Origin of the sequence: Ferruginibacter albus (assembly GCF_020042285.1) — a bacterium.
Classification (GTDB): domain Bacteria; phylum Bacteroidota; class Bacteroidia; order Chitinophagales; family Chitinophagaceae; genus Ferruginibacter; species Ferruginibacter albus.
Map to the genome: position 1 here is coordinate 2,371,714 of NZ_CP083388.1, position 18,390 is coordinate 2,390,103.

At 36.2% G+C, this 18,390-nt stretch carries 17 protein-coding genes; 9 read left to right on the forward strand and 8 right to left on the reverse strand.

The window, feature by feature from the left end; all coding sequences use genetic code 11:
- Positions 1–61 precede the first annotated feature (61 nt).
- Genes K9M53_RS10355 through K9M53_RS10365 form a run of 3 tightly spaced genes read left to right on the forward strand, consistent with a single transcriptional unit; the run spans position 62 to position 2,447 of the window.
- Positions 62–874: a glycosyltransferase gene (locus tag K9M53_RS10355; RefSeq protein WP_224014536.1), complete on the forward strand. Its 813-nt coding sequence runs from the start codon at positions 62–64 to the stop codon at positions 872–874.
- A gap of 11 nt (positions 875–885) precedes the next feature.
- Positions 886–1,719 carry an alpha-1,2-fucosyltransferase gene (locus tag K9M53_RS10360; protein WP_224014538.1) on the forward strand — a complete coding sequence of 278 codons (834 nt, stop codon included), beginning with the start codon at positions 886–888 and terminating at the stop codon, positions 1,717–1,719.
- Positions 1,719–2,447, forward strand: a complete 729-nt coding sequence (locus tag K9M53_RS10365) for a hypothetical protein (protein ID WP_224014540.1) — start codon at positions 1,719–1,721, stop codon at positions 2,445–2,447. Before K9M53_RS10360 ends, K9M53_RS10365 begins: the two co-directional genes overlap by 1 nt.
- Here the strand turns inward: K9M53_RS10365 and K9M53_RS10370 are convergent.
- Together K9M53_RS10370 and K9M53_RS10375 are read right to left on the reverse strand one after the other, a co-directional pair.
- Positions 2,444–3,238 (reverse strand): glycosyltransferase family 2 protein, encoded by a 795-nt coding sequence (locus tag K9M53_RS10370; RefSeq protein ID WP_224014542.1) that lies wholly within the window; start codon positions 3,236–3,238, stop codon positions 2,444–2,446. The genes K9M53_RS10365 and K9M53_RS10370 overlap by 4 nt on opposite strands.
- A 10-nt stretch (positions 3,239–3,248) precedes the next feature.
- Positions 3,249–4,829: a hypothetical protein gene (locus K9M53_RS10375; protein ID WP_224014545.1), complete on the reverse strand. Its 1,581-nt coding sequence runs from the start codon at positions 4,827–4,829 to the stop codon at positions 3,249–3,251.
- A gap of 981 nt (positions 4,830–5,810) precedes the next feature.
- On the opposite strand from K9M53_RS10375, the gene K9M53_RS10380 reads away from it, so the two are divergent.
- A complete protein-coding gene (locus K9M53_RS10380; protein WP_224014547.1) occupies positions 5,811–6,287 on the forward strand; it encodes an LEA type 2 family protein in 477 nt (158 codons plus the stop codon).
- Here K9M53_RS10380 and K9M53_RS10385 read toward each other — a convergent pair.
- Positions 6,247–6,651, reverse strand: a complete 405-nt coding sequence (locus K9M53_RS10385) for a heavy-metal-associated domain-containing protein (protein WP_224014549.1) — start codon at positions 6,649–6,651, stop codon at positions 6,247–6,249. The two genes, K9M53_RS10380 and K9M53_RS10385, sit on opposite strands and share 41 nt — an antisense overlap.
- A gap of 2 nt (positions 6,652–6,653) precedes the next feature.
- Entirely contained in the window at positions 6,654–7,289 is a 636-nt protein-coding gene (pyrE, locus tag K9M53_RS10390; protein ID WP_224014551.1) for an orotate phosphoribosyltransferase, read from the reverse strand.
- 43 nt (positions 7,290–7,332) lie between these two features.
- Here pyrE and K9M53_RS10395 point away from each other — a divergent pair, with 43 nt between their 5' ends.
- The 3 genes from K9M53_RS10395 (at position 7,333) to K9M53_RS10405 (ending at position 10,678) form a co-directional block, all read left to right on the forward strand.
- Complete coding sequence (locus K9M53_RS10395) at positions 7,333–7,959, forward strand: NUDIX hydrolase (protein ID WP_224014554.1); 627 nt, start codon at positions 7,333–7,335, stop codon at positions 7,957–7,959.
- A 350-nt stretch (positions 7,960–8,309) separates the two neighbouring features.
- A complete protein-coding gene (locus K9M53_RS10400; protein WP_224014556.1) occupies positions 8,310–8,540 on the forward strand; it encodes a hypothetical protein in 231 nt (76 codons plus the stop codon).
- A 179-nt stretch (positions 8,541–8,719) separates the two neighbouring features.
- Entirely contained in the window at positions 8,720–10,678 is a 1,959-nt protein-coding gene (locus tag K9M53_RS10405; RefSeq protein WP_224014558.1) for a gliding motility-associated C-terminal domain-containing protein, read from the forward strand.
- Positions 10,679–10,747: 69 nt separating this feature from the next.
- On the opposite strand, the gene smc is transcribed toward K9M53_RS10405, so the two are convergent.
- Entirely contained in the window at positions 10,748–14,263 is a 3,516-nt protein-coding gene (gene smc, locus K9M53_RS10410) for a chromosome segregation protein SMC (protein ID WP_224014561.1), read from the reverse strand.
- A gap of 237 nt (positions 14,264–14,500) precedes the next feature.
- Here smc and smpB point away from each other — a divergent pair, with 237 nt between their 5' ends.
- Positions 14,501–14,938: an SsrA-binding protein SmpB gene (smpB, locus tag K9M53_RS10415; RefSeq protein WP_224014563.1), complete on the forward strand. Its 438-nt coding sequence runs from the start codon at positions 14,501–14,503 to the stop codon at positions 14,936–14,938.
- 1 nt (position 14,939) lies between these two features.
- On the opposite strand, the gene K9M53_RS10420 is transcribed toward smpB, so the two are convergent.
- Positions 14,940–15,263, reverse strand: a complete 324-nt coding sequence (locus tag K9M53_RS10420; protein ID WP_224014565.1) for a hypothetical protein — start codon at positions 15,261–15,263, stop codon at positions 14,940–14,942.
- An 85-nt stretch (positions 15,264–15,348) separates the two neighbouring features.
- Here K9M53_RS10420 and K9M53_RS10425 point away from each other — a divergent pair, with 85 nt between their 5' ends.
- Complete coding sequence (locus K9M53_RS10425; protein WP_224014567.1) at positions 15,349–16,266, forward strand: cyclin family protein; 918 nt, start codon at positions 15,349–15,351, stop codon at positions 16,264–16,266.
- Positions 16,267–16,342: 76 nt separating this feature from the next.
- On the opposite strand, the gene K9M53_RS10430 is transcribed toward K9M53_RS10425, so the two are convergent.
- Both K9M53_RS10430 and K9M53_RS10435 read right to left on the reverse strand, forming a co-directional pair.
- Complete coding sequence (locus K9M53_RS10430; protein WP_224014569.1) at positions 16,343–17,098, reverse strand: zinc ribbon domain-containing protein; 756 nt, start codon at positions 17,096–17,098, stop codon at positions 16,343–16,345.
- Positions 17,099–17,244: 146 nt separating this feature from the next.
- On the reverse strand, positions 17,245–18,339 hold the full coding sequence (locus tag K9M53_RS10435) for a Nif3-like dinuclear metal center hexameric protein (RefSeq protein WP_224014571.1): 1,095 nt from the start codon (positions 18,337–18,339) through the stop codon (positions 17,245–17,247).
- Positions 18,340–18,390: the final 51 nt, after the last annotated feature.

Below are 18,390 nucleotides of genomic sequence, written 5' to 3' on the forward strand. Positions count from 1 at the left end.
AGTACAACAAAATTAAGTATCTGTAAACTAAAATCAACCTGTTAAATTCGGCAACAAACAAATGCTTTTTGTTATTTTGCAGTTGATGAAAGCATCCTTGATAATACCTTTTTACAAAGACTTAAAGGGATTGGAATTAATTTTTCTTGCATTGAATAAACAGTCAGCAAAAGGTGCGTTTGAAGTGATCATTGCGGAAGATGCTGAGGCAAAAGAGACGATCGATTTTCTGCTTACCATCAAACCTTCCTTACAGTTTCCTGTTCTGCACACTTCGCAGGAAGATAAAGGCTTTAGAAAATGCCGGGCATTGAACAATGCTGTAAAACTGGCAAACAGCGATTACCTTGTATTTATTGATGGTGACTGTATTCCTCATAACCATTTAATAAAAGAATATCTTGCTTTAAAAGAAAAGAATAAAGTTATTTACGGCAGAAGAGTAAACTTAAGCCAATCGATTACCGAAAAATTATTGTACACAAAAAATATTGGCATTCTTACTTTACTAAACCTGTTAACCTCAAAAAGCTCAAGAGTTAAAGAAGGGTTGTATTTACCTTTTGTACCACGATCGATGAAAAGCAAGCGGCAATTTTGGGGATGCAACTGGGCTGTTTTAAAAGAGCATTTATTTGCCATAAATGGTTTTGATGAAGATTATACTGAATATGGATATGAAGATATTGATACGTATAATAGATTATATGCAATTGGTTGCCGCCCTGAATCATCCAAATTTCGGGCAATTGTTTATCATCTTTACCATAGGCATCTTGGGAATGATGATGTAATGGCACGAATGAAATCACTATTTGAGAAAAAACAAGCTGAAGGTTTATTTAGGTGTAAAAACGGAATTGAAAAATTATAACTTATCAACGAATGATAATAATAAAGCTTTGGGGTGGTTTGGGCAATCAGATGTTTCAGTATGCACTCTATCTTTCATTTAACAACAGGCAGATTCCTGTTTGTTTAGATAAGTCAATTTTTGACACGGGTAATAATGGTTATCAACTGGAAAATATATTTCATCTTTCACCACACTATTCCAATTCATTTCAAAAAAACATTACAAAAGCAATCTATAAACCTTTAAGTAAAATATTGAATTACTCTTACGATGAAAAGAAGCGAGGATATGGTCATTATGATGACAGTGTTTTTGAACATCGATTTGGCTACCTGAAAGGCTTTTGGCAATCAGAAAAATATTTTTCTCCAATAAAAGAAGAAGTAAGAAAAGCATTTACTTTTTCAATTCCTGATGATGTACAAAACAGCGAAGTATTAAACAAAATTCGATCAACCAATTCTGTTAGCGTTCATATAAGAAGAGGTGATTACTTAGCTGAGAACAGGAACTGGGAGCTCGGTATTGAATATTACAAAAATGCCCTCTCTATCATAAACGGCAGGCAAAATGATTGTAATTTTTTTATTTTTTCTGATGATATCAATTGGGCAAAAGAAAACCTTGCACAACCAAACAGCACATTTATAGATTGGAATAAAGGCAAAGACAGTTACAGGGATATGCAATTGATGAGTAATTGCAAGCATCATATCATTGCCAATAGTTCCTTTAGCTGGTGGGGCGCCTGGTTAAACACTAATGACGACAAAATTGTAATTGCTCCTGAACATTGGGCGGGAATGGAAGGCACAAGAGATATAGTACCTGGTGAATGGATAAAAATTTCAACAAAACAATAATGGATAATTCTGTTTTTATCATAAAGGTTTTATTTGGCGGATTGGGAGACATGCTTTTTTATAGCCATTTACCCAGGATTGCACATGAGCTCGGTTATACAACCGTTTTGATCTCTAACAGATCAGAATGCAGGCATCCGGATTATAAGAAATTAGTTTGGGATATGAACCCTTATGTAAATGGATATACTGATGAAGATGCCGATTACCCTTTATTCTCCACCATTGATGAAGGGATGAACTTATTAGATACGCACATGCTTAAACGTGGGTTGGATGATGGCAAACGATTTCACGAACCGGAAATTTATTATCAACCTAAATTAATAGAAGCATATAAAGACAAAATAATTTACGACGGCAATTTTGTTTCATACGTAGGGAAAATAAATGGAACGCTTATTGCAAAACACCTCCGCAAGAAGCCTAATCTTTTGCAGATGCAATATCGCAAAGGCATTATGTTGAAAGGGGTAAAAGAAATTTCTACACCTACCATATTCGATTATTGCGATCTTATTTATTCCTGCAAAGAATTCTATTGTCTTACTTCAGGGGGAGCAACGCTTGCGGCTGCTATGCGAAAACCGGCAACTGTATTTTATGGAACTAGGCATAATCCTATGTTCCGCCATTCTCCTTTGCATACGTACATAAGAATGAGTGATCCTGAACCAATACGAGTAATCAAGAAATTATTTACCAATAAAGACAAAAAATATTTTTAGAGATATTTATTAATTCCGTCTTCACACCATGTTCTTTTTTCCGAGATCGACCTTTCCAGAAGCAGGTCATTGTCTGGTAATTTTTGCCGGGAAAGTGTTTTATGCCAAAGATGATAAGTTATAGCCGCAAACTTAATGTTATATCGTTCAATGCCACTATTGATAATTCGAACAAACAACTCTGAATCTTCTCTCCCCCATCCTGTAAATGATTCGTCAAAACCATTTATTCTAATGTAATCTTTTTTAAAGATGCCCATTAGTCCGCCTCTCGCCGCATAATGCGTTTTGCTGCCTTTTATAAAATGATGTAACCAGGGAATTCTATAAGCCGAAAACCGGTTCTTTTCTATGTTAGCGGCTTTTTTGTTGACTATTGTATTCTTAGTTGCCAATAAATGTTTGGTATATGTCTCCGATAAAAAAACACGACTGGCAACCAAAATAGAATTGGGTTTTATATTGACCTTATAATCGTAGATAAAACAAGGATGCAACATCAGGTCCCCATCAATAAAAATAAGATAGTTGCTTGTTGCTGTTGCAGCCGCTTTATTTTTTATAGCAGATTGGCGAAAGCCTTCATCTTCGTGCCATACATGAACGAGCGGAACAGGGAATGTTTTTTTATAACTGTCAACCAATGTTTTGGTCTCAGGAGTAGAGCCATCATCCGCCACAACAACTTCATCCGGCAAAACCTTTTGTTGCAAAATGCTTAGTAAGATCAACTCTAAAAAAGCAGGGTTATTATAAGTGGAAATGATAAGAGAAATAGAATCGCTGAACATGTATGCAAAATTAAGAAGCTAATTTATTTGATTCATCCTCTTCTAATTTTCTTTTGCTTTCAAGATATTTTTCACGAATGATCTCTTCCATTGTTTTTTCATATACTTTACTTTCCACCCATGATATAACATCTAAGTATGCGAATGTTCTTGTTTCAAACCGGCTTTTCTCAAACAACTTGATGCGTTGTAAAAGTTTCTCAAATTCGGGGCGCAATTTACGGGCAGAGACATTAAAAGAGTGGCGCAAAAATTTAAACATCTCCTGTTCTACAATGGTAAGATTTTCCATCTTAGCCATAAAACGAAAGACAGATTTTATCAATGATTCAATGATCTCGTAATTGCCCAACTCATAATGCGCCATCAAATGCAGCAACCGTGCATAGCATTGCAGATCATAACGCAGGTCAACGTTATTGTTTATGATACGTTGTAAATAATCAATACAAACATCATATTTACCGCTGCCAAAATGCAGCATGGCTATTTTATAATTAAACACCAATATCCTGTGCGAATCAATAAACATTTCATTTTCGGCCATCTCTGCTTCTATTTCCGGAACCATTGATAACCCTTCCGTAAATGTGCCCCACATAAAATGCTTATTCAATTTTGCAGCAGTAATGTACACAAATGTCTGTACCCGGTGATTGTCGTGTTTGCCGGCAATTGGCGATTCTGCAAATGCTTCAAATTGGTGAAGTGTTTCATCAAATTTTCTATAATTACGAAGATCGAAATGTGCATTCAAGAGGTTATGCATGCCTTTGATATAGTAACCGGTTTCTACATTGATCATGAAAGGCTGTTCGTTAAAAAGATCGATCCATTTCTGAGAATAACGATAATACTTTACGAAATCCTGGCAGATAAATGCAAACCAGTTATAGCTTTGATACAAGTATAGCTTTTCATAAAACCCTTCCTGCAAGTGTGCATTTGCAGGCAAATTATCGTGCAGGAATTGCTTAACACTTTCCTCTTCTTTAGCATTACGGGCATGCCCGTTTTTAATATACAGGCAATATAATTGCAATGCAAGGTTGCTCAATCTTGCCACCATATCTACTCTTGCATTTACTTCATTTGCCTCAGCAGAAAGCACTTCCCCTTTTTCCAGCATACTGCGGGTGATGTGAAGCGTTTCAATTTTCTTCTCCCAGGCAATTACCTGTGTTAAAAAATTGTACTTATAATTGGATTTGGCTGTTTCTTTTAATTTTTCCAGAATTTTTAATGATTGCTGGTATAAGCCTTTATTATACAGAATACGGGCATAATCCAACTGTTCGTTCAATTGCATATCTATACTTTCCGTACTTTTCAACAAGCGCAGGCTTGCCAGCAATTGCTTGTATAAATGCACTTTAATATTGGATAACTGAGGCTTTTTAATAGAAGGAAGCTTGCGCAATAATAATGCCTCATCGTATTCCTGCAGTTTGTCCAATGCATCAAAAAGCTCAATTATTTTAAGGTCTTCATTCCCTGAGCTCCGTTTAATATATAGCTTGAAGTTTCGTTTCTCTGACTTTTCCAGAGATTTTACCAATTGAAATAATATATCTGTAAACCGGTTGGCCATCAATTTTTTTTTAAATAAAACACAATGCCGGCAAGGCTTTTAAAACAACAAGCCGGTTTTAGCATAATAAAAGCGCTCAAAAGTTCGTTAGTAGAGCATCAAAATACGATGTACTTTTGATCTCGAAGGTTGTTAATCATATAGCAAGCTAGTGATGAGGAGCAAATCTACCAAGATTGCAAGATAGTAAAGAGAAACAATCTGCTTACGGCAAGAAATAACTTATTTAAGATTTTCATATGGCAAGCAATCGTTAAGGGTCAGTCCGTTTCTACGGAAGGACCTTTTTTCTTTTGTGCAAAATAGCATTTTTTCCCGCTCCTCCAAATTTTTCACCGTTTTATTTTAACTATCAATGGGTTATGTAATTATAGCGAGCTTTGCCAGCCTAAGCCTGGTATTTCCTCAGCATGCCGTTGTATTTTTTAAGAATAGACCTATTGAAGATTGCTTAAAAACACAATAATATGTATGATCTACACATTATTTAAGACTTTTTTCGTACAAATAAATGTTTAAACATTCTTTGGGTATCAATGTACAAAAACAACAAAACCCTTTATTGATAAGGGTTTACAAATTATAAAAAGCGTTACGCGTAATTAAAATTATTAAAACTTGGAAATTAACAGAATAAGAGCCGCTGTACCTTTGTGTTACAGGAGTTGAAATTCATACAGCAAGCAATCGTAGTTAAGCAAAAAGTTAAGGGTCATTTAGAGTAAGCTGACGTTACAACTCACTTATCATTGGCAAGAAAGAATTTATTTCAAGATTTTCATATGGCAAGCAATCGTTAAGGGTCAGTCCGTTTCTACGGAAGGACCTTTTTTAGTTGGCGCAAGTTAGCACTTTATACCACTTCTCCAAATTTTTTTTAACGATTATTTAAAAAACATCCGGACTTTTTATCCATTTATTTTGTATCGATAAGTTAGAACTTTACTGTCGAAAACTCATCTTATTACGAACAACTAAAAAATGCAGAAAAATACCCCTCACTTTTCATTCATATCTGCTTTGGCAGCATTATTTACCATTATCATGCTAACATCCTGCAGTACTCCTAAAGCATTGGAATACCGCGACTTTAAAAATCTCACTATTGAAAAAATAGGGTTTGCTACATCAACACTAAAAATGGATATTACTTATTATAACCCTAATAATATGGGTTTGCAATTGAAACGGGCAGACCTGGACATTTACATGGAAAATAATTTTGTAGGGCACGCCACGCAGCTATACCAGATCAATATACCCAAATTACAGGAATTCACCATCCCGGTTCAGGTAGATGTAGACATGAAAAATGTTTATAAGAATATTATCACCAGCCTGATGAATAAACAAGTGCTGGTAAAAGTATCCGGAAGTATCCAGGCAGGCAAGGCAAATATATTTATGACACTGCCGGTTAATTACCAGGGTTATCAGAGTTATAAGATCTTCGACTAGGCTTTTGCAGCGCAGCACTGTCGGCTGCTGAAAGTTTCTTTTGACAACATTGTGCTAAATAACGCATAGCGGTTGGTTCAGCAGGTACATCATCTGCATCAAATCCTAAATTTGATAAAGCCGTTTTAAGATTTTCATCGTTGGTTCTATCTGTAATGTACACTACCGTAGTGGTTTGCTTTTTAATATCTACGTTTACTGAAACAACCCCATACTCCCCTCCTATATAAGCTTCTATTTTGCTTTTGCAATATTCGCAAACAGCCATTGGCGTTTTAATCACAATTTTAGCAGTAGTATTTTGCTGTGCTTTACCAATTTGCACAAAAGCCAGCAGGAGTATAAAAAATGTAATTTTTTTCATGATCATTGATTTGGGTTCCAATTAGCAGGATTTTTTCGCCAGTCTAATAACATATTTTGTTGTTCGGCAGTTACCAAACCTTTTTCAATTGCCAGTTCTATTAATGTAGGATAATTTGTTAGCGAGCGATAGGTAACTCCCATCTTCGCAAATGCTTCTGCTGCTATATCAAACCCATAAGTAAAAATAGAGACCATCCCTACTACTTCAACGCCTTCTCTTCTTAAAACTTCTACTACTTCCAAACTACTTTTACCTGTTGAAATAAGATCTTCTATTACTATTGCACGCTGCCCCTTTTCATAAAAACCTTCTATCTGGTTACCCAGTCCATGTTCTTTTGGTTTAGGACGCACGTATATATAAGGCAACTTTAATTGATCCGCAGCCATAGCACCCCAGGCAATCCCTGCAGTAGCCACACCGGCTAATACCTCAGCTTCAGGAAATCCTTCAAATACTACGTTGCACATTTCACTTTTAATAAAGTCGCGGATAAATGGAAATGATAATACTTTGCGGTTGTCGCAATAAATAGGACTTTTCCAACCACTTGCCCAGGTAAAGGGTTGTTGTGGACTCAGTTTTATTGCATTAATTTGTAATAGTTTTTCAGCTACAGCTTTTTCGTTGGTCATGCTGCAAATTTGGAATCGGAAATCGGAAATCTGAAATTTATTTATGTACATTAAAATATATTTTGGCGATAAGCCTGTTTTTCTTTGTGATGCGGTTAATGAAGAGTTGAATGCTATTCTCCATCATCCGGATGCTGTTTTTATTGATGAAATGAGCAGCCATGCTATCAATGCTTTATTACATGAGATAAAAAAAGAAGAATTTCATGCAGGCGTATTATTAAATAGCGACCTGGAAACGTTGAAAAAAATGTTCTTTAAACATTTTACCATCATTGAAGCTGCAGGAGGCATTGTTCAAAATGAAAAGAATGAACTACTGTTTATTTATCGCCTGGGAAAATGGGACCTTCCAAAAGGCAAGCTGGAAGAAGACGAGAATTGTGAAGATTGTGCCATACGTGAAGTAGAAGAAGAAACTAATGTAAGAACCATTCAATTGATAAATAAGGTTGGCGAAACGTATCATACATACGATGCTTTTGGAAAACATAATTTAAAGATCAGCCATTGGTATAAAATGGAATGTAATAGTCAGCAAGAGCTGGTCCCACAAACCACAGAAGATATTACTCAAATCAAATGGGTAACTTTTGATGATCTTACTGAAGTACTATCTAATACATATCCTTCTATTAAAGATATTCTTGGCCGCTATACGCAACAATAATCAAACTATCACCTCTTCTATATTATAAACACACGTAACCGTTATAGCTATTTTCACTGCGTCATATTCAAGCGCAGCCATATACACAAATACTTATATTTTTATTTACAGTTATCCATCTCGGCTATATTTAAAATTGTTTAATTATTTTATTTCTGCTATATTTTAAAATGCCCGTCAATACTACCATATACCTAAATAAATATATTATTTTTTACAGTTATCCCTAACCGTTATATTTAGGATTATTTATTTATTTTATTTCCGTTATGTTTATAAGTTATCTATCTTACTAAGTCGATAATCAGCTAACTTTAATCTACTTTTTAATCACTTTAAACCCCTATGTTATGCCCAAGTACCGCCTTGACCAAATCCGTATTGGCGATGAAATTTATTACGAAGACAAGTACGTTAGTAAACGTCATCCCTCCTGGAAAGTGGTGAACAAATTAGACAAGAGTATTCTGATTATTGAAACAACTGATTCAAAAAACAATCAAACTATAAAAAGAATGATTGATTTTATGGATGTAAAAGTGTTTGAATTATTACCTCAGAACGGACGGTATTTACGCTAGCCTTTTCAGCTAACCTATACACCTATTTTTTATGGCTATTTTAAGCAAAGATTTTCTTTGTTTGAAATAGCTTTTTTTTCAGCAAAAGTTTGAGAATGTTCAAGAACTGTTAACACACTGCCACTGTTGATATAATCTGCAACCGCTTTAGTATCTTCGGCTTTAATTATCCCAAGTCAATGCAGCATTTACCTTTTTTGAAAGCCTTAACCGGCTTTTTGCTTTTTCAGCTAGTTATAACAGGCAATAGTTTTGCGCAGCAATTTTGTTGTAGCAGTCTTGGCCCTGAATTGGTAACAAATGGCGATTTTTCCGCCGGCAACACAGGCTTTACCACAGGCTATACTTTTTCTACAGCTGCAGGTCCGGGTGCCTATGGAATTGGACCAACATCCTCTGTTGCAAATGGTGGAGGATGGTCTGATTGCCACGATCATACAACAGGTACAGGTAATTTAATGTGGGTGGACCTGTCACAAACGTCCAATGCAAATGTTTGGACCGAACAAATAGGGACCATTCAGCCAAATACCAATTATGCATTTTCCTGTTGGATAACCACTGTTAGTCCTTATCAACCGGCAACCTTACAATTCTCAATAAACGGGCAGTTGGTAGGCGCCTCTTTTAATGCCCCCACCACACAATGCCAATGGCTTCAATTTTACTATGTCTGGAATTCTAGCAGCAGCACATCTGCTTCCATTACCATTACTAACCAAAGTGTATTTTTTTTAGGAAATGACATGGCTATGGATGACATCTCTTTCAGGCAATGCTCACCGCTCTCATCAACAGTTTTTAATATAGACACTTCCATCTGCCAGGGAAGCTTTCAATTACCTAACGGAAAAACAGTTACTACTTCAGGAACCTATAAAGACACTTTATTAACTGCTGTAGATAAATGCGACAGTATCGTTTCCATAAATCTTTCAATCGGCTCCGCAAAGAATACTACTATCTCACAAACCATTTGCCAAGGACAATCTTATTTAGGGCATTCCACTTCTGGAACTTATAAAGACACATTTTCCATCAGCAGCGGATGCGACAGCATTAGAACACTAGTGCTTACCGTTAAAAGTCCCACCACCATTAATACTTCTTACGCTATGTGCCAGGGAGCCACTTATCAAGGACATAGTACAGCAGGACTTTACCGGGATACTTTAAAAAGCTTCATGGGATGCGACAGCATTATTACAGTATTAAATCTTACGATAAAACAGCCTACCACTTCTACCATTACCAGGCAAATCTGCCCGGGACAATCGTTTGCAGGTTATTCCGCAACAGGTGTCTATACAGATGTATTGACCGGCAGTAACGGTTGCGACAGCATAAGAACAATTAATCTTACTGTAGCAGCAAGCATTGTTAATAATATTAATTATGATATCTGCCAGGGCGATTCTTATTTAGGGCATACAACTTCAGGTATATATACAGATACGCTATCGGGAATCAATTCCTGCGACAGCATTGTAATTGTAACCTTAACTGTAAAACAACCTTCTTCATCTACCTTAACAAAAACAATTTGCAAGCCGGATACCTATTTAGGCTACAGCAATACAGGGGTTTACAGAGATACATTGATCGCCACAAACGGTTGCGACAGCATACGTGTTTTAAATTTAACTGCATTAACCAAACCTGCTCCCAACTTAGGCGAAGATGCAATTGTTTGCATAGGAGACTCCTTATTATTAGATCCAAGAACCAATGGAGTTTTTGTTTGGCAAGATTCTTCTACTACTCCTATTTATTATGCTAAAGAAACAGGAATATATTCTGTAACGGCAACCAATATGTGCGGTTCTCAATCAGACGAGATCTCCATTACTGCAGAATCATGTAATATTGTTTTTCCAAATGCTTTCTCTCCTAATAAAGATGGTTTAAATGATGAGTTTAAAGCACTGCATGCTTACGGATTAACTTATTTTGAATTAAAGATCTTTAATCGTTGGGGTGAATGCGTTTTTGTTACCAATGATATTAAGCATGGCTGGGATGGTAAATACCAGGGACAAGATCAGAACGTTGGCGGTTATGTTTGGGTGTGTACTTATATAGATGAACGCTCCATTAAATTGCAACATTTAAAAGGCAACCTGGTTTTAATACGATAGAAGAAAAGTTTATACAAAACAAAAGCGGCAGTTTTAAAACTGCCGCTTTTTTATTTATAGCTGGAGAGATTAGTTTAAACTTCTAAAATCAACCGGAACCAATTTGCTCACACCCGGCTCCTGCATAGTAACACCATAGATAACATCTACAGCACTCATCGTCATTTTATTGTGCGTAACAATAATAAACTGTGAGTTTTCACTGAATTGTTTTATCATATTGGTAAACTTACCAACGTTTGCATCATCCAGCGGCGCATCCACCTCATCTAAAATACAGAATGGTGCAGGTTTTATCAGGTAAATAGCGAATAGCAATGCGGTTGCTGTTAATGTTTTTTCTCCCCCACTTAATTGCCCGATGCTGCTTGGGCGTTTACCTTTTGGTTTCGCTACAATATCAATAGCAGTTTCAGCCAGGTTTTCGGGATCAACCAAAACCATATCCGCTGTGTCATCTTCTGTAAACAATGCTTTGAATACTTTCTGGAAATTATCACGTACCATATTGAAAGTATCCAAGAACTGCTGATTGGCAGTTGCTTCTACTTCCTGTATAGTTTGCAGCAGGCTATCCTTTGCTGTTACCAGGTCATTTTTTTGTTCTAAAATAAACTCGTAACGTTTTTTCATTTCCGTAAACGCTTCAATCGCTGTCGGATTTACCTCCCCGATATTTTCCAGCCGCTTACGCATACGTTCACTTTTTTCCTGCAATTCCTCTAAAGGGGTATCACCTGTTCTTGGCTCATCAATGATCGCATCCAGGTCTACTTTAAATTCAACGCTCAAACGTTCTTTCATTCCTGCCAATTGCAGTTTCAGATCCGTTAACTTATCTTTTATCTCACTCAGCAAATGCTCTACTCCTTCTTTCGACTTTTGCTTGTGGCGCAGCTCACTTTCTTTTTCCTGTAATTGAGTACGCAGGTTATAGTACTCACGATCTGCTTCATTCAATTTCTTTTCTTCTACTTCTTTATTCTGTAAAAGAGATGCCACCAATGTTTCCAGTTCGGTTAATGCAGTATGCGTTTCCGCTATACTACCGCTGGTTTCACCTAATTGCGTATTGCTCTTTTCTATTTCAACTTCCAGCTCTTTTAATTGCTTGCTCTTAAACTCAAACTCCTGCTTTAAAGAAACTATTTTACTTTGTTGGCGGGTAAACTGCAGGTTACTTTCATTGAATGTTGCTGTAGCAGCGTTATATTCCAATTCAGCATTAGCATAGCTTTGCTCAACAACTTGCAATTGTTCAGCCAGTTGCTGTAACTGCAAATTCAATTGCTCCAATTCTGTTCTTGTACTTAAAATAGCATCCTGGTTAACGGTTAATTGCTGTGTCAGCTCATTTAACCTGCGGGTAGATGTTTCTTCTGTATGACGCAGGTTTTCTGCTTTATTTTGCAAAGCAAAAACCTGGTTGGTTAATTCATTAATTTCCTTTTGTGTTTGTTGAATAGCCTGATCCTTCAATTGTTGATTGAAGCTTATCACTTCGTTGTGATGCGCCTGTATCTTTTCCTTTAATTCATTTACCACTTGTTCCTGTGCATGAATTTCTTCAGCCAGCTTTTCCAAATTCTTTGCACGACCGATTTTCTTTCCTTCAAACAGTCCCACACTACCTCCGGTCAATGAATATTTTCCTTTAACGTATTTACCTGTTTTCTCCAATACCACAGCGCCATTACTGTTTTGCAGAGCATCTTCATTTTCAGCAATAAATACATTACCTAATAAATGATTGGCTAACTGTGCATATTTTTCATCGATCTCTATAACATTCAATGCAGGTATTGTTCCATCTGGCTGATGCGTAGATTCAAATCCGCTGAATTTATCCAATAAAAAGAAATTAGCTTTCCCTTTTTTCTTATTATCTAAAAGATGTACAGCCTGCAAGCCTTCCTGCAAATTGTTTACTACATAATAATTCAGGTACGGTTCCAGTATATTTTCCACCGCTGCACGATATTCTTCTTTTACATATATAATATCAGACAATAAAGGGGCCGAATAATTCCATTCTGAATTATTATGTAAGAACTTCACACTCTCAGGATAGCCTTCCATCGAATCGATCAGGCTTTTTAGTAAAGCATGTTCATTTTTTTTGCTATCCAGCTTGCGATTCTCTTCTGCAAGCTCCAGTCGCAACGATTCCAGCAAAGATTGCGTTTGCAATATTTGTTCTTTGGTGTTTTGATGCTGCTCCTGTAATTGCTGCAGGTCTGTTTTTTTATTATTAAGCGTTTCTTCTTTTTGTTGTTTGTCGTTTTCCAGTTGCTCAATTTGTGTTTGTCGTTGTGCCTTTTCTTCCTGTATCTGTGAAACTGAACGCTGTAAATTCTGAATAGAAGTATCCGCAACTGCCACTTTCTTTTCTGCCTCAAATTGACTACGCTGTAATGATTGGTTTTCTCTGCGGGCAGAATCAATAGCACCTCGGTTCTCATCGAACACTTTGCGTTTTTCTTCTACTACATTTTTCAATTCTGACAAATGAACTTCCAACTGCTGCACTTTTCCTTCTTCATCAACAATTTGAGCCGAGGTAAACTGTATGCTTTCGCTTAATCCTTGTAATTGCCCTGATGAACGTTGCAGAAAATCATTCAGATCTTTTTCTTTTTCCTGCAAATGCTTCAAGCGCTGAGCCGTAAGATTTTTTTCGCTCTCTTTGCTACGTACAGCATCCAACATTTCATTGAACTCATGCTGCATTTGCTGTAAGACTTTTTCTTTTTCTGCAAAGCCTAGTTTTTCCTGTTCCAATGCAGCTTCTTCTTTGGCAATAGCTGTTTCCAATTCTATACGCTTATCTACTTCTGCCTGCTGCTGTTCATTTAAATCACGATAAGTGATATTAAAACCTTCCAAAGCTGCTTTTGCCAGTTCAATACTTACTTCTTTATATTCTTTCTTTATTTCGTAATACTTCTCTGCTTTTTTAGCCTGGTTTTCTAATGCTTTTAGCTGATTGTTTATTTCAAATAACAGATCCTCAATACGTGCCAGATCCTGTTCAGTAGCATCCAACTTAAGCTTCGCTTCTTTTTTTCTTGTTTTGTAGATGGATATTCCCGCTGCCTGTTCCAGCATTTTACGGCGACTGTTCTCCTTATCCTTGATGATATCATCCACCATTCCTAATTCAATGATGGCATAGCTGTCGGTACTTACACCGGTATCTAAAAAAAGATTATGGATATCTTTTAAACGACATTGAACATCGTTTAAGCGATATTCACTTTCTCCACTTTTATAAAATTTTCGTGTAATCGTTACCGTACTGAACTCGGTTGGTAATAGATTCTTTGTATTTTCAAATGTGAGACTAACTTCTGCCAAGCCGCTTGCACTACGGGTCTTACTTCCATTAAAAACCAGGCTTTCCAGGTTTTCACTACGAAGATTGCTTATTTTATGTTCACCGATTACCCAACGGATACTATCTACAATATTGCTTTTTCCGCAACCATTTGGTCCAATAACACCGGTAATGCCTTCATCAAAATTCAACACAGTTTTATCGGCAAAACTTTTAAACCCTTTAATTTCTAAACTCTTTAAACGCACAATTTTTCAATTTAAGTAACGGCAAATATAACTGAATGAACATGAAAATATTTTTAAACAGCACATATATAAGGCATACTTATGCACCAGTTTTTCACAAAAAATGCTATCGCCTTACAACAAAAAACACCTCCCACAAACCATATCATAAATAATAAAATACCAGTTACAATTATCCTTTATTGAACTGTTGCTATCTTTACAGTTAACTGCAAACGCTATTATAAAAATCGAACATTGGAGATATCTAACCGGAAAGCATATCATGATTATTTTTTTGAAGCAAAATACATTGCAGGACTGGTGCTGACCGGCACCGAAGTTAAAAGCCTACGCAATGGAAAAGCGAGCTTTAATGACAGCTACTGCTATTTTGCCGATGGAGAATTGTTTGTAAAGAGTTTGCATATTGCTGAGTATACATTAGGCACTTATTATAATCACGATACAGTAAGAGAGCGCAAATTACTGCTCAATAAAAATGAATTAAAAAAGCTGGCTGCCAAAACCACCGAAAAAGGTTATTCGATCATTCCTTTAAAAATATTTCTTAGTGAAAAAGGTATTTTCAAAATGGAAATAGGCTTAGGCAAAGGAAAGAAGATCTATGACAAAAGAGAAACTATTAAAGAACGTGATACAGATAGAGATATCAAAAGAAAATATGGCGTATAATTTAAGCTTTGCGTTCTTTTGCTTTTAACTCCAGGTATAATTGTTCATTCATTTCCCATTTATAGTGCATTCGGAAATAAGCGTAAAATAATACCAGTCCGATCACTGCTATAATAGCCGTTATCATCATTCCCGGAGTTGTTTGCGAAATTTTCGTGTACCATTCCGGAAAAAATATTCTGACCACTATAACAGACAAAATGATCGGTAATCCAAACATAATAGCCATTGGAAGCCCTTTTGCCAGTTTGGTAATAAACCTGCTTTCAAATTCCCTGTTTTGTTCCCAATATTGCAGAAACTGTTTTTCTCTTTCATTTAGCATGTAGCAAAGGTACTTCAATACTCATTCCTGTTTTTGTGAATTGCATAATATTAATTAGGTTTGTTATCACTTAATTCCAATAATTGTGAAATTAGAACAGCTTATTGTTCAGCATTTATACCTCAGTAAAGCGGTAACGCTACAAGGCATCGGAACGTTCCGTTTAGATCCTCATATTGTCATACCTGCAGTTCCTGATAAAGATTTTGTAATGCCTGCCAATGCCATTACATTCGAGTATGATACCCGTGCAACGGAAGATGACGCTTTAATAAATTTCATTGTTCAGCATACAAGAAAAATGAAACCGTTGGCAACATCCGATCTTGAATCGTACATTGCTTTATCTACGCAGTTTTTAAATATCGGCAAACCATTGGTTATAGAAGGAATTGGAAGCTTACAAAAAAACCAATTAGGAGAATTTGAATTTACACCCGGCAATTTTGTAGCAGCTAAGGTAGAAGACACGCCCAAGCCATTAAAAGAAAAAAAGGAAGAAGCAATCTCGTTTGAAAATGAAAAACAAAGTACCAATTCTTTCAAGGGATTAAAGATTGCCGTTATTCTTTTATTACTTGTCATTGCAGGATTTTCTTTAGCCTATTTCTTTGCACATAAAAAACATGCAGCTACAGAAGAACCTGCCGCTATCAATACTACCGACACTACCACACAGGCTACTTCTACTCCGGTAGATACTATAAAAAGAGATACAACAGCCAGGTCTGTTGCGGTTGACAGCTCAATCATAAAAAGCACTCAGGCTAAAGATAGTTCTGTATTTAAAGTGATCATTAAAGAATATAAAGATACCGCAGCTGCTAATGCAGCTTTTAGAAGAATAAGCTTTACTAAATACGGCAGCAAGCTTGTATTATTTCAGGCTGATTCTGTATATAAATTAGCAATAGCCTACTACAACACTTCTCTTGCAGATACTACCAGTGCAAAAAACGAGATCGGCATCTTCTTCAACTCAAAACCTAAAATTCAATTTTAATAGTTATAAGATAGTGTAATAAAAAAGAGCTTACAAAAATGTAAGCTCTTTTAGTTATTTCTAAAAAGTTATACTCTTATTTAACTTCAATGCTATCGTTCAGATCTGTGTCTACTAAAATACGACCACAGTTTTCGCAAACGATCACTTTCTTACGCAATTTGATCTCACTTTGCTTTTGTGGAGGAATAGCGTGAAAACAACCGCCACAGCTATCTCTTTCAACCGGAACAACCGCTAAACCATTGCGATAGTTTTTACGGATACGATCATAGCTTGTCAATAATCTTTCATCAACATGTGCACGTGCAGCAGCCGCTTCTTTGTTATAATGTTTTTCTTCTTTTTCTGTTTCGCCAATGATCTTTTCCAATTCAGCTTTTTTGGCGTTCAGGTTATTCTCTTTACTGCCAACAGCTTTTTTCGCAATTTCCAATTGTTTTGCTTTATCAGCAATTTCTTCGGTAGCGTCTTTAATATGTTTTTCGCAAAGCTTTACTTCCAGCGTTTGCATTTCAATTTCTTTATTAATCGCTTCAAACTCACGATTATTTTTTACGTTATCGCTTTGTTTTTCATATTTTTTGATCAACGCTTCTGCTTCTTTGATCGCTTCTTTTTTCTGATTAATAAATTCCTGCATCCCGTTTATTTCTTCTTCAATACGGGTTTGACGTGCATGCAAGCCTTCAATCTCATCTTCCAGGTCTTTTACTTCAATAGGCAACTCTCCTTTTAAAATTTGAATTTCATCCAATTTGCTGTCAATTTTTTGCAACTGAACCAGCGATGATAATTTTTCTTCAACAGAGAAATCTTTTACTGCAGACATATTGTTTATTTAATTTTTTATTTTTTATTTTTTGATACCAGCTTCCTACTACTATATAACATCGTTGTGTCACATTTCGTTCATCTGCATTGCTACTATTTAACTTTTACAGAAGCGTAGTATCAACTTTTACTTAAATAATTACCTTAAAAATACTGTACCGGATTGGTTTTAACCCCCGTTTTAAGGACGGCAAAGTTAGGGAATTTTTCCGTCAAAATGTCAAACAATAAGTCAATAGTGAATTGCTCACTTTCAAAGTGCCCGATATCTGCAATCACCAATCTTCCGTTGGCATCAAAAAATTCATGGTATTTCACATCTCCCGTTACGTAAAAGTCAGCACCGGCGGCAATTGCAGCACCTGTTAAAAAACTGCCGGCACCACCACAAAGAGCTATTTTCTTTACTTTTTTATTCCTTAAAGGCGTGTGCCTGATGACGGATAAATTAAATATTTTTTTAAGCTGAGTAAGAAGATCTGTTTCTGAAACCGCTTCCGGCAGATCCCCCACCATGCCACTGCCGGTTTGCAGGAATGAATTATCCAAAGGAATGATATCATATGCTACCTCCTCGTACGGATGCGCCGAGATCATTGCTTTAACTAAGCTGCTTTCAATCCATGCAGGAAATATAACTTCGATCTTTGTTTCTATTTCTGTATGCCGCTCTCCTGCCCTTCCTACATGTGGATTTGTTCCTGCTTCACCTTTAAACGTTCCTTCGCCTTGCGTAGTAAAGCTGCATTCGCTGTAATTGGCAATATGGCCGCCACCTGCGGTAAAAATTGCGCTTCTAACCTTTTCTGCATCTGCCGTAGGTGCAAATGCTACCAGTTTCTTTAAAAGATTTTTTTTGGGTAATAATATTTGCCGGTCTATCAAACCCAACATATCCGCAATTCTTCCATTCACACCATTCATTACATTATCTAAATTGGTATGAATTGCATAAATGGCAATATCATTTTTAATAGCAGTGATCACTGTTTTCTCTACATAATTTTTTCCCGTTATCTTTTTCAATCCTCCAAAAATTATTGGGTGATGCGCTACAATCAAATTGCATTTCTTTTGTATTGCTTCATTTATTACATCTTCCGTTGCATCTAAAGAAATAATAACTCCTGTACAATCCCAGCCGGCATTGCCTGTAAGCAATCCTGCATTGTCATAATTTTCCTGTAAATAAGGCGGAGCAATTTTTTCTAAGAAAGATGTAATATCTTGGATTTTCATTTCACAAATTTAGATGATGAATACTGCTGACTTATACGAAGCCTACAAAAC

Excerpts from the sequence above, each read along its gene's own strand:
- K9M53_RS10355 (WP_224014536.1), top strand. The coding sequence starts at position 62 with ATGCTTTTTGTTATTTTGCAGTTGATGAAAGCATCCTTGATAATACCT.
- K9M53_RS10360 (WP_224014538.1), top strand. The coding sequence starts at position 886 with ATGATAATAATAAAGCTTTGGGGTGGTTTGGGCAATCAGATGTTTCAG.
- K9M53_RS10365 (WP_224014540.1), top strand. The coding sequence starts at position 1,719 with ATGGATAATTCTGTTTTTATCATAAAGGTTTTATTTGGCGGATTGGGA.
- K9M53_RS10370 (WP_224014542.1), bottom strand. The coding sequence starts at position 3,238 with ATGTTCAGCGATTCTATTTCTCTTATCATTTCCACTTATAATAACCCT.
- K9M53_RS10375 (WP_224014545.1), bottom strand. The coding sequence starts at position 4,829 with ATGGCCAACCGGTTTACAGATATATTATTTCAATTGGTAAAATCTCTG.
- K9M53_RS10380 (WP_224014547.1), top strand. The coding sequence starts at position 5,811 with ATGCAGAAAAATACCCCTCACTTTTCATTCATATCTGCTTTGGCAGCA.
- K9M53_RS10385 (WP_224014549.1), bottom strand. The coding sequence starts at position 6,651 with ATGAAAAAAATTACATTTTTTATACTCCTGCTGGCTTTTGTGCAAATT.
- pyrE (WP_224014551.1), bottom strand. The coding sequence starts at position 7,289 with ATGACCAACGAAAAAGCTGTAGCTGAAAAACTATTACAAATTAATGCA.
- K9M53_RS10395 (WP_224014554.1), top strand. The coding sequence starts at position 7,333 with ATGTACATTAAAATATATTTTGGCGATAAGCCTGTTTTTCTTTGTGAT.
- K9M53_RS10400 (WP_224014556.1), top strand. The coding sequence starts at position 8,310 with ATGCCCAAGTACCGCCTTGACCAAATCCGTATTGGCGATGAAATTTAT.
- K9M53_RS10405 (WP_224014558.1), top strand. The coding sequence starts at position 8,720 with ATGCAGCATTTACCTTTTTTGAAAGCCTTAACCGGCTTTTTGCTTTTT.
- K9M53_RS10420 (WP_224014565.1), bottom strand. The coding sequence starts at position 15,263 with ATGCTAAATGAAAGAGAAAAACAGTTTCTGCAATATTGGGAACAAAAC.
- K9M53_RS10430 (WP_224014569.1), bottom strand. The coding sequence starts at position 17,098 with ATGTCTGCAGTAAAAGATTTCTCTGTTGAAGAAAAATTATCATCGCTG.
- K9M53_RS10435 (WP_224014571.1), bottom strand. The coding sequence starts at position 18,339 with ATGAAAATCCAAGATATTACATCTTTCTTAGAAAAAATTGCTCCGCCT.